General features: G+C 37.8%; 9 protein-coding genes. 1 reads left to right on the plus strand and 8 read right to left on the minus strand.

Annotation, left to right across the window (positions count from 1 at the left end):
• Positions 1–41: 41 nt before the first annotated feature.
• Entirely contained in the window at positions 42–1,268 is a 1,227-nt protein-coding gene (argJ, locus tag PTI45_RS15585; RefSeq protein ID WP_069328528.1) for a bifunctional glutamate N-acetyltransferase/amino-acid acetyltransferase ArgJ, read from the minus strand.
• Positions 1,269–1,418: 150 nt separating this feature from the next.
• On the minus strand, positions 1,419–2,471 hold the full coding sequence (argC, locus tag PTI45_RS15590) for an N-acetyl-gamma-glutamyl-phosphate reductase (protein WP_069328529.1): 1,053 nt from the start codon (positions 2,469–2,471) through the stop codon (positions 1,419–1,421).
• A gap of 430 nt (positions 2,472–2,901) precedes the next feature.
• Here argC and PTI45_RS24185 point away from each other — a divergent pair, with 430 nt between their 5' ends.
• Complete coding sequence (locus tag PTI45_RS24185; RefSeq protein ID WP_175425197.1) at positions 2,902–3,072, plus strand: hypothetical protein; 171 nt, start codon at positions 2,902–2,904, stop codon at positions 3,070–3,072.
• A 189-nt stretch (positions 3,073–3,261) separates the two neighbouring features.
• Here the strand turns inward: PTI45_RS24185 and PTI45_RS15595 are convergent, their stop codons facing one another.
• The 6 genes from PTI45_RS15595 to PTI45_RS15620 all read right to left on the minus strand — a co-directional run bounded on the left by PTI45_RS15595 (position 3,262) and on the right by PTI45_RS15620 (position 11,895).
• Entirely contained in the window at positions 3,262–4,158 is an 897-nt protein-coding gene (locus PTI45_RS15595; RefSeq protein WP_069328530.1) for a YitT family protein, read from the minus strand.
• A gap of 255 nt (positions 4,159–4,413) precedes the next feature.
• A protein-coding gene (gene prfB, locus PTI45_RS15600; RefSeq protein ID WP_137225364.1) for a peptide chain release factor 2 occupies positions 4,414–5,527 on the minus strand; the annotation gives its coding sequence in 2 pieces (ribosomal slippage) (positions 4,414–5,454 and positions 5,456–5,527; 1,113 coding nt in all).
• Between the two features lie 192 nt (positions 5,528–5,719).
• Entirely contained in the window at positions 5,720–8,173 is a 2,454-nt protein-coding gene (gene secA / locus PTI45_RS15605; RefSeq protein ID WP_069328531.1) for a preprotein translocase subunit SecA, read from the minus strand.
• A gap of 391 nt (positions 8,174–8,564) precedes the next feature.
• Complete coding sequence (gene hpf / locus PTI45_RS15610; protein ID WP_069328532.1) at positions 8,565–9,134, minus strand: ribosome hibernation-promoting factor, HPF/YfiA family; 570 nt, start codon at positions 9,132–9,134, stop codon at positions 8,565–8,567.
• Positions 9,135–9,579: 445 nt separating this feature from the next.
• Positions 9,580–9,777: a cold-shock protein gene (locus PTI45_RS15615; protein WP_069328533.1), complete on the minus strand. Its 198-nt coding sequence runs from the start codon at positions 9,775–9,777 to the stop codon at positions 9,580–9,582.
• 126 nt (positions 9,778–9,903) lie between these two features.
• Complete coding sequence (locus PTI45_RS15620; RefSeq protein ID WP_069328534.1) at positions 9,904–11,895, minus strand: methyltransferase domain-containing protein; 1,992 nt, start codon at positions 11,893–11,895, stop codon at positions 9,904–9,906.
• Positions 11,896–12,008: the final 113 nt, after the last annotated feature.

The following is a 12,008-nucleotide window of genomic DNA, read 5'->3' on the forward strand; positions in this document are numbered from 1 at the left end:
CCTTTATTTGAACTTAGAATAGGATGTGTAATTGATAATCATTATGTCCGGTAAGCTGCATTGATACGTACATAGTCATACGTCAGGTCACAGCCCCATGCTACAGCTTGTCCATCTCCATAGTGTAGATCCACGACGATTTCAACTTTATCGCCTTGTAAGTACGCCAGTGCTGCTTCTTCGTCAAAAGGAACCGGTCTAGAGCCTGTCAGTACCACGATATTGCCTAAGCGGATATCTACGGTCTCTACATTCAAAGGTTCGCCTGCGCGCCCTACAGCGGCTATTACACGTCCCCAGTTAGCATCTGCTCCAAACATTGCAGATTTAACCAAACTTGATCCGATAACTGTTTTGGCGATTGCTCTTGCAGATAGTTCACTAATCGCTCCTGTCACGATCACTTCGACTAGCTTGGTCGCTCCTTCGCCATCACGAGCGATCGCTTGAGCTAGATATTCACAGACTTTACGGAATCCCGCAGCAAAATGAGCCCAATCTGGATGCTCTGGTGTTAATTCATTATGTGTAACAAAGCCACTTGCCATCGCAACTAGCATATCATTGGTACTTGTATCTCCATCCACCGTAATCATATTGAATGTCTGATCTGTGGTCTGACTTAATAATTGGTGTAACGCACTTGAAGAAATCACAGCATCTGTCGTCATAAATGCAAGCATGGTTGCCATATTTGGATGAATCATTCCTGATCCTTTAGCCGCTCCTGCAATATGCACTTCTTGCCCATCGACCATCACAGACACACAGATTTCTTTTTTAACTAAATCTGTTGTTAAGATCGATTGGCAAAAAGCTTCGGCATGTTCTTCTGTTTTGCCGATATGAGCAGGAAGTCGAGTGATTCCAGCAGATAAACGATCCATTTTCAGCAATTCACCAATAACGCCTGTAGAGGCTACTGCTACTTCATGTTCGTGAAGACCTAAATACTGTGCTGTCTGAGCACGCATCGTATATGCATCTTGTTCCCCTTGTTTGCCTGTACAAGCATTCGCATTTCCGCTATTCGCTACTACCGCACGTAATGTTCCATGTGCTAGACTTTCGCGGGTCACTTGAAGCGGTGCCGCTTGAAAAAGATTCGTTGTATACACAGCTGCTGCATTTGCCAGTTCATCACATACAATAACACCCAAGTCGTTACGCTCTGTTTTTTTCAGACCACAATGCAATCCACCTACCTGAAATCCTCGGGGAGTGACGATAGAACCTCCCTCAACTACTTTGAATCCCTGATCTGCCATGATATCTCCTCTCACTTCCTGATCGACAATAACTACTTTAAATGCTATACACTGGCTAATGCTTATATTGCCAAGCACTGCGGACTAGATATTTTGCTTTGCAAAAATCTTTTTCTTATTAGACTTGGGTCGTGCTTATATTGCCAAGCACTATGGATAAACAGGGACCATTTTTAGACCTAGTGTTTCTTCCCAGCCCATCATACGATTTAAGTTTTGGATTGCTTGTCCTGCGGCGCCTTTGACTAGATTGTCGATCACAGACACAATTGTAATACGCCCTGTGCGCTCATCTACGGCGAATCCGATATCACAATAATTAGAACCAGCTACTTCTTTTGTTGAAGGCCAGTTGCCTTGCTTGCGGATACGTATAAATGGACGATCACGATAATACTCACGATACAGATCGATCCAATCTTGTTCATTATGTTGGCCTTTGATCGTTGCATACATCGTTGTCATAATTCCACGTGTCATCGGTACCAATTGAGTACTAAACGTGACAACCACAGGTTCTCCAGTAACGCCAGACAATACTTGCTCTATTTCTGGAATATGTTGATGTTTATTTAATTTATACGCTTTAAAATTTTCATTCATTTCTGCATAATGGCTTGTTAAGCTCGTCCCACGTCCTGCACCGGATACACCTGACTTCGCATCGATAATAATAGAGCTATGATCGATCCATCCTGCTTCCACACCAGGCATTAATCCAAGTAATGCAGCAGTAGGATAACAACCTGGATTCGAGATTAGACGCTGATCTTGTACATCATTACCCTTTTGCTCGCATAATCCGTACACCGCTTCTGCTAAATAGTGATCTGCGGGTGCATCGTGCTTGTACCATTGCTCGTAAGTACTGCTATCTTTAAGGCGAAAATCACCGGATAAGTCAATGACTTTCAACCCTGCTTCTAAGTATTGTGGAACTAAAGTGCTACTCACTCCTGAAGGTGTTGCGGTAAATACAATATCTGCTTTGGCAGCCGTAGCTATTGCATCGACTCCGTCTAAGTCCATATCAATAACTCCACCTAAATGAGGAAATTGATCCGACATGGGTGATCCACTGCTAGATGCAGAAATAACCGAAGTGATCTCGACATGCGGATGATGCTGTAAAAAACGAATCAGTTCCACCCCGCCATAGCCGGTGGAACCTACAATAGCTACTCTTTGTTTAGTTGGATTCAAGTTGAACTCCTCCTGTACTCAAATAAGATCATCGATCTACTGTATCCATGTATAAGCAAGTTTCCATTTCCATAACAACGATTTCCATTTCAGTCCGAATAAATAAGATGTGTATTATTATACATCGATGTTAATATAAATACAACTTTATGAATAAATTTCTTACTTTTATGCATCTATACGATATCTTATCTATTTTAGTTGTATTATATACGAATAAAAGACCTTTATCTGATTAAATTTCAGAAAAGGTCTTTTTTACTTTTAATCTATACTTTTGACTGATATTACTAATTATATCGTTAAAATGATCTTATTCATCTATGCTATTCATTTGTACATGTATCATGCTATGATATCTATAAAACATTATTTACCATTTTATTTTAATACTTGATATACCATTTGATAAAGAGAAAGGATTCTGTAGATGAGGAATATAGCGATTAATTTAATTTCTGCTTTTCTCACAGGATTGCTTGTGGGTTACTTATTAAGTGGAACTATCACGATCTCGATTGTACTTGCTTGTCTAGCAAGTGTAGCTATTTTAGCAGTTGTGTATGCCCTCATCTATGTTTTGAAAAAAAGAGCAAAATAGTACATAACACAAAATTCTTTTTAACGTATATCCTTTAAACTTAGATACGTATGGATTAAACGTAGATTTATGATGTGTTTTTATAATACTATACACCAATAAAAATCCTCTTTGCTGTTCAGTACCCAACTCATTTACAACGAGTTCTTTACTGATATTGCTCAGAGGATTTTTCTATACTTTATTTTCTTACCCAGTCATTTTGAATCCTTTACCTAATACTTCTTGAGCATTGCTAATAATCACAAAAGCATCAGGATCAACCGAGCGCACAATGGTTTTCAAGCGACTGGCTTCATTTTGTCCAATGACGACCATTAATACGGTTCGTTCGTCACCAGTATACCCGCCTTCACCATTAAGCTTTGTTAAACCACGATCCAGATCATTCAAAATCGCTGTTTGCATGTGTTCAATATCGTTGGTGATAATATACGCTACTTTGGAGTTACTGAATCCTAGCTCTACCGCATCGATCACTTTACTGGTGATATACAGACTAATTAATGCATATAATGCTTGTTCTGGTTTGAGTAATAATCCTGCAAACACAATAACACTACCGTCTGTCAAAATCACACAAAAGGACATGCTGAATCCCGTATACTTTTGAATAATTTGCGCTAATATAGATAATCCGCCTGTCGAACCACGTCCACGAAATACGATCCCAAGTCCTAATCCCACACCGATCCCTCCATACAATGCTGCTAATAAAGGGTTAGTGGTAGGCACAGGAAAACTACTCGTCAGATAGACAAATAGAGGTAGCACAATCGTTCCGATTAACGAACGCATTCCATATTGTCTACCTAGTAAAATAACACCTGCGATAAATAAAGGAATATTAAGTAGCCACTGAATATAAGCGGGTTCGATCCCAAGCAGTTGGTTAACAATAATCGATATCCCGGAGACCCCTCCTGAAGCGATATGATTGGGTAATAAAAACAGGTTAAACGTCAGTGCCATAATAAAAGCCCCTACGATAATCAACAAAATATCCCAACTGTTGCGAAGAGGTCCTGTTAATGGAATCATTGGTGGTTTACGTCTGCGTTGTCCTGTACGAGGTTGCATGATCATTTCTATATTCTCCTGTACTCATTATTTTGCATAAAGTTACATAGCTTTCTTATTCTAACGCAACCCTATTTATTTGAAAAGAACATACAGTACCGTAGTGTAGCAGAGATGTTTTGCTTCGCCACCATCTTTTTAAACAAATATAGAAATCTTTATATCGCTATAGACTAAAAGTAGATCTGTTTTCGTAATTGAAGCACAAAAAAAGCCTGATATGAAAGATAACTCTCATACCAGACTTTAAACGATCGATTATTATTCAACTTCAATTTTGAGCTTACTGCGTAAAAATCCATCGATAAATGGATCCAAATCTCCATCCATTACTGCACCGATATTTCCTGTTTCGACAGAAGTACGGTGATCTTTGACCATGCTATATGGATGGAATACATAAGAACGAATTTGACTACCCCAAGCAATCTCAGATTGCTCGCCGCGAATCTCATCCAATTGCTTACGCTCTTCTTCAATTTTACGTTCTACTAATTTGGAACGTAACATCGTCATCGCATGTTCACGGTTTTTGATCTGTGAACGTTCACTCTGACAGGTAACAACAACCCCAGAAGGTAAATGCGTAATCCGTACAGCAGAATCGGTAGTATTGATATGCTGTCCACCGGCACCACTCGCACGATACGTATCAATTTTCAAATCTTCTGTACGAATTTCAATCGTAGAGTCATTCGTAATCTCTGGCACCACATCACAAGACACAAATGAAGTATGACGACGACCTGAAGAATCGAACGGAGATATCCGTACAAGACGGTGTACCCCTTTTTCAGCTTTGAGATAACCGTAAGCGTTATGTCCTTTGATTAGCAACGTTACGCTTTTAATTCCAGCTTCATCGCCAGCAAGATAATCCATAACTTCCACTTTGAAGCCACTTTTCTCTGCCCAACGTCTGTACATACGGAGTAACATTTCGCCCCAGTCCTGCGACTCGGTTCCGCCTGCTCCCGGGTGAAGTTCTAAGATAGCATTCAAGCTATCATAAGGTTCATCTAATAGTAACTGCAATTCAAAAGCTTCGATTTTGCGAACAAGCTTTTTCACACTTTCGGTTACTTCTTTAGCCAGTGATTCATCATCTTCTTCATCCGCTAATTCTGCCATTAGGCTAGCATCATCATGCTCTTGTTGAAGCTCTAGATAATCATCTACAGCACCTTTAACAGCATTCATTTCAGAAATGACTTCTTGTGCCGATTCGTTATCATCCCAGAAGCCGGGTGCAGACATTTTCTCTTCAAAGTTAGCAATCAGCTCACGCTTCAGGTCTAAGTCAAAGAGACCCCCTAAGGTTAGATAATTTGGTAGCCATTTCACGTAAATCATGTTTTATACTCGGATCGATCATTGGTACATTCACCTCTTCATAATGAATAGATATTTTGCTGTGCAAAAATCTTCTTTTATTTAAACCATTAACGCTTTTACTTCCAAGCATTATAGATAGCGATTCATTGATCCAACAAGAGACACCCACGATAATGGTGAGTGTCTCTTGGGATACAACAAATCTAGATATTTGTATTCAATTGATTATGAATTATTTACGTCTACGACGACGTTCTTCGCGAGAAGGGCGTTTTTCAGCCGTTTCGCCACCGCTTGTGCTCATTTTGCTTTCATCTACAACGGCTTCGCGTTCCTGATTACTTGCAATTTGTGCTCTCATCACATAAGTAGCGACTTCTTCTTGAATTTCAGCGATCATTTGGTTAAACATTTCGAAGCCTTCGAACTGGTACTCACGCAAAGGATCTGTACCACCATAAGCACGAAGATGAATACCTTGACGCAATTGTTCCATCGCATCAATATGATCCATCCATTTACGGTCAACTGCACGAAGAACGACTACTTTTTCAAATTCGCGAACCATTTCTTCGCCAATTTCTTTTTCACGTTGCAAGTAACGAAGTTCTACACGCTCGAACAGATAGTTAACCATCTCTTCCTTTTCTTGCTCATGTAGTTCTTGTTCTGTAATAGTACCTTCTTGTAAGAAGTTATTATTGACATAATCTGCAATCGCTTGAAGTTCCCAATTCTCAGGGATATCGTCATTACAATGTACTTCGACGATACGTTCAATACAAGGCTTGATCATTTGCAATACAACTTCACGAATATTATCGGATTCCAATACTTCACGACGTTGTTTGTAAATGATTTCACGTTGCTTGTTCATCACATCATCATACTGCAAAACGATTTTACGCATATCAAAGTTACTACCTTCAACACGTTTTTGAGCGGATTCAACAGCACGTGTAATCATACGACTCTCGATAGGCTGATCTTCTTCAAAGCCTAGTTTCTCCATCATATTCATTACATTATCTGCACCAAAGCGTTTCATCAGCTCATCACCAAGAGAAAGATAGAACTGTGTGGAACCTGGATCACCTTGACGACCGGCACGACCACGAAGCTGATTATCAATACGACGCGACTCATGACGCTCTGTACCGATAATATGAAGTCCACCTGTGTCTTTTACACCTTCACCAAGTAAAATATCTGTACCACGTCCAGCCATATTGGTAGCGATCGTTACTGTACCCGGTTGACCAGAACGTGCAATAATTTCTGCTTCTTCTGCATGGTATTTCGCATTAAGAACCTGATGCTTGATGCCTTTGCGTTTCAACATTTCAGAAAGACGCTCAGAGTTCTCAATCGATACCGTACCAACAAGAATCGGTTGGTTTTTCTCATGACGTACAACGATTTCGTCGACAACAGCGCGGAATTTACTTTCTTCGCTCTTATAGACAACATCAGCAAAGTCTTCACGTTGATTCACACGGTTAGTAGGTACTTGAAGTACTTCTAGACCGTAGATCTTTTTGAATTCTTCTTCTTCTGTTTTCGCTGTACCTGTCATACCTGCAAGCTTTTTGTACATACGGAAGTAGTTCTGGAACGTGATTGTAGCCAGCGTCATACTTTCGTTTTGTACTTTTAACGATTCTTTCGATTCGATCGCTTGGTGTAGACCATCACTATAACGACGACCAGCCATTAAGCGACCTGTAAATTCATCAACGATCAATACTTCACCATCAGCGACTACATAATCCACATCACGACGCATGATCGTATTTGCTTTAAGCGCTTGTACCACATGGTGATTGATCGTTACATTTTTATTATCGTACAGGTTTTCAAGTCCGAAGAAGTTCTCAGCCTTTTCTACCCCTTTTTCAGTCAAAGCTACTGATTTCACTTTAATATCTACATTAAAATCATCTTCGATTTTCAATGTTTTAACAAAGCGATCCGCAGCAAAATACAATTCAGTCGATTTCTGTGCTTGTCCTGAAATAATCAGTGGTGTACGAGCTTCATCGATCAAGATCGAATCCACTTCATCAATAATACAGAAGTACAATGGACGTTGTACCATTTGCTCTTTGTATAGCACCATGTTGTCACGCAAGTAGTCAAATCCAAATTCATTATTTGTACCATAAGTGATATCACAAGCATAAGCCGCTTGCTTCTCGTCATGTTGCATACCGTTCAGGTTAACCCCTACAGTCATGCCTAAGAAGTTATAAATGCGACCCATTTGTAGACTATCACGTTGAGCCAAATAATCATTAACAGTAACCACATGCACACCTTTACTAGCAAGTGCATTTAGATATACAGGAAGTGTCCCTACAAGTGTTTTACCTTCACCTGTTTTCATCTCTGCAATTCTTCCTTCATGCAGAGCAACACCACCGATCAATTGTACGTCAAAATGACGCATGCCTAGCACACGTTTGGAAGCTTCACGTACAGTACAGAATGCTTCTGGCAATAGTTGATCCAGTGTTTCTCCTTTTTCCAGACGTTCGCGGAATTCAGCCGTTTTGGCTTGCACTTCTTCATGAGACAGTGCCTCAAATTCCGGTTCCATTTTATTAATGATCTCGACGGTTTTCAATAGACGTTTAACATCACGTTCATTGGTATCGCCAAAAATTTTCTTTACAAGTCCTAGCATGGTTTACCCCTTTCGCGCAAAACAGAGATAGATTATTGAATAATGCAAATACCGTAACGCTTATGGGGGATTATTCAATAACCTCAGTTGCAATAAATTGTACCAGTTTCAGGGAAAAGCCGCAACAAAACAGCGCATTTCCTATACTTCTTTGACATATGATAAAATTTCAATAGGGCACAAGATCAATATATCCCGTGCCTGACTATATCCATATGATGTTCGTCATCGTTTTTTGAGAACTTCTTCTACTTATTACGCAAAAGAACACAAAATGTTTCTTAAATCATTCAAGTCTTATTATACCGTACTGTAGAGCGGATTGTACAATTTTTCCACGCAAAAAGAGCCTATCCCGAAGGATAAGCTCTGATTTTATATCAATTAAAAGTTATTCTTGTTCAATAAGTCCGTATTTACCATCATCACGACGATAAACTACGTTTACCTCTTGCGTGTCTACATTGGAGAATACAAAGAATGTATGTCCAATCATATTCATTTGCAAGATCGCTTCTTCAACGTCCATAGGCTTCAATAAGAAGCGTTTGTTACGGACAACTTCCAATTCATCTAATTCATGTTCAATATCCGCATCCTCAGCAACAGCAAGTGCAGCAGCAGTAGGATCTTCTACGAAGAAGGATTTCAAGCTTCCCTCTTGGCGGAATTTACGATTTAATTTAGTTTTATGTTTGCGAATCTGACGTTCCAGCTTATCCACTACAGAGTCGATTGAAGAATACATATCTTCACTGCGATCTTCTGCACGTAAAATAAGTCCTGGGAGAGGGATAGTAACCTCTACCGTGTGCTGTCCACGATTAACACTAAGTGTAACCGTTCCGTCAGAAACGGGAGGTGAATCAAAATATCTTTCAAGTCTGCCTAACTTTTTGTCCACATAATCTTTCATAGCTTCAGTAACATCGATTTGTTGACCACGTATAGCAAAGTTCATAAGGCACTCCTCCTTTAGGGAATTATAACATAGATGTTAACGGCATGTAAAAAGGATACTGGTGCAAATTAGCAGTGACATTACATTGTCAAATATAGCCGTCAGAGTACCCGCGTCTGACCTTATATGATAAAGCTGAATATATAAGGATACTTCTGTCAAACGCTTGCAAAATCCTCAAAACTACTTTCGTCTATAACAAGTATAGCATCGAAAATAGCTCATCTATTATGCCGCCCTTGTTCTCCATTAACCAATCTATTGCCTGTTAAATCGCTTGTTATGTGACAGATCACTGAAAGTTATTGATCAGTAAGTACCTAAGTTATTCATAAGCTTGTCACATCATAGAAAAAGACTCCGGAGTCTCCGGAGCCTTAGCGTAATAGTCAAATGTGTAACCATCAATAATACCTATGTAGGTCGGCAAATGCCAAAAGGATGATTATAATTTGATAACGTTAGCTGCTTGTGGTCCACGTGCGCCTTCAACGATGTCGAATTCTACGGATTGACCTTCTTCTAACGTTTTGAAACCTTCAGTTTGAATCGCAGAAAAGTGTACAAATACGTCTCCGCCTTCATCAGTCTCAATAAAACCATAACCTTTTTCTGCGTTAAACCATTTTACTTTACCATTCATGCAATAACATTCCCTTCGTTATCAAATAAGTAGAGTAAGACATTGCCTACATTTATAAATATACCAAATTTGGTGGGTAAATGTCAATTGGTAAAGTAAATACTTTCATGGTATTTTATTACATTTTTACGAATGATTTTTTTGTTTTTTTGCAACAAATTGTAATTGTCCTAAATATTCTTCTCCTGAAGATATTTTTAAAATTTCAAAATTATGTTTTTTCAATAGTATTCTTAACGATATATGGTCATAAAGTACAACATGAAGAGGCGGATCAAGATGTCTCCATTCACTACCTGAATAATAGCTAATTGAAGAGCTGACGTTAGGAGTATTTCCGACAAATAAGCCATCTTCTTTTAGCACTTTATTTATATTTTCCATGAACTCATTTGGTTCAGGAATATGTTCTAAAACATCCCAGGCAGTCACTACATCAAAAGACTCTTCTGGAAATATATTTTCGTCCAGTTCACCCGTTATAATGTTAAGATTACGGCTCTGTCTTCCTTGCTCCGCAGCATCTTCTGAAATTTCTAAACCTTGAACAGACCAATAACGTAATTGAGCTTCCCATATAAAATTACCTGAAGAACAGCCGACATCTAGTAAATGTCCTCTAGGGTAACGCGTTTGGTTACAATATTCTTCTACAAGATCCATACGAATTTCATTTATGCGAAAAACACTAATATTTACATTAGATAGATTTGGATCCCATCCCATTTTTTCTCTATGTTGTTTAGAGTAATATACATTATTGTAGAACCAGTCTAAGTAGTTCTCTGTAGGTTGAGGATTCATAAATACGGTTGAACAATTTTGACAACGATATAAATGAGTTTCAAAATTTTCGTGCCCATTAATAGAGTGCAGAAGAGAAGAGTTATCTTCTTGACAAATAGGACAATTTTCAAGTTTTTCTTTGTATTTATTATCAGGATAATCTAACATCCTTTTTTGATGAAAAATTTCCTGACTGCTAATAATTTTCTCCACAATTTGAGCTACTCGATTCGTGTATGTATGATTCTCAATTATATTCTCATACAAACTTTCTATTAGCTCTTTTCGATGATTCGGATGTGTTAAATAATAATCAGCTTTTACAAGTAAATCTTCAAGGTTATTAAAGCTAATTTCACTCCACATATCAGGTGCAACCTTTTTCATGTCTTCTTTATAATCACTAATAACAAATGACTTAGAAGCGAATACGTCAAAAATTCTGTTATTAACAGAGGTCTCCAGCTGCAAAGATGAAATATTCAAATTCACTGCATATTTTTGATATACTTGTGATAAATTTTTGTATGAAATAGAAGGATGAATAATAATATTTTCATTATTTATCAATCCCTTTCCAAGTCCATAGGTATGTATATCCACACCTTCCAAACTATTTAGAATGTGTCCTCTTAAGCGTTTACTTCCTAAAGAATGTATAGCGAAATGGACTTTTTTCCAAAATAATTCAGGATATTTCTCTTGCAAATATTTGATAGCTTCAAATCTATCGAGCTCAAATGCCTCTTTACATAAATCATATACAGGAATATCAAAATTCTTTATTTTTTCATTAATTATATATTCAACAAAAATTTCTTCCACATTAGTAGCAGTTCTCTTGGTTAAATTATCAACACTTCCTACAAAAGATAAAGTGCCTTCTTGAGTCATGATATTGTTATCCGGGTGAAAATTATTAGGATTAGTGGCTAGCATAATATGATTTACATTCTCATACCCACGTGATTGCAAAAGTTCAACATAATATTGATCCCATACAAAATGATGATAATAGGAAGGATTTTTTTTGATTTCTTGTTCATACTCATCGTTGATGGAATACAATGGATTATCATAATAAAGACCAACTGTAGGAATATTAGCTTCTCTTAATAAAAAGGTTCCTTCTACATCTTTTATAATACTATTCATTCCGTAACTTATTGCAAAGTCAGGCTTAAAGTTTATTAACTCTTCGTAAGAATCTGAATTAAACTTATTTAAATCCAATAGTAAAATTTCGTGATTTAGTTTTTCAAATGCGTCTTTGTAATCTTCCATGATATATGGGGCAATAATTCCTTTTACTTGTAAAATAACTACTTTCATTTAAAATCTCCTTATTAATACTTATATAATTAATAATTAATATTCAGATCACAACTCGAAAAATTTAAATATCGTACATAATTTCTTTTTTAAAATCAGCAGAAAGAAAACTA

It is taken from the genome of Paenibacillus nuruki (assembly GCF_001721045.1).
Lineage (GTDB): Bacteria > Bacillota > Bacilli > Paenibacillales > Paenibacillaceae > Saccharibacillus > Saccharibacillus nuruki.

Bases quoted from the DNA above. Each gene is read 5' to 3' on its own strand.
- argJ (WP_069328528.1), bottom strand. From the start codon at position 1,268: ATGGCAGATCAGGGATTCAAAGTAGTTGAGGGAGGTTCTATCGTCACT.
- PTI45_RS24185 (WP_175425197.1), top strand. From the start codon at position 2,902: ATGAGGAATATAGCGATTAATTTAATTTCTGCTTTTCTCACAGGATTG.
- PTI45_RS15595 (WP_069328530.1), bottom strand. From the start codon at position 4,158: ATGATCATGCAACCTCGTACAGGACAACGCAGACGTAAACCACCAATG.
- secA (WP_069328531.1), bottom strand. From the start codon at position 8,173: ATGCTAGGACTTGTAAAGAAAATTTTTGGCGATACCAATGAACGTGAT.
- hpf (WP_069328532.1), bottom strand. From the start codon at position 9,134: ATGAACTTTGCTATACGTGGTCAACAAATCGATGTTACTGAAGCTATG.
- PTI45_RS15615 (WP_069328533.1), bottom strand. From the start codon at position 9,777: ATGAATGGTAAAGTAAAATGGTTTAACGCAGAAAAAGGTTATGGTTTT.
- PTI45_RS15620 (WP_069328534.1), bottom strand. From the start codon at position 11,895: ATGAAAGTAGTTATTTTACAAGTAAAAGGAATTATTGCCCCATATATC.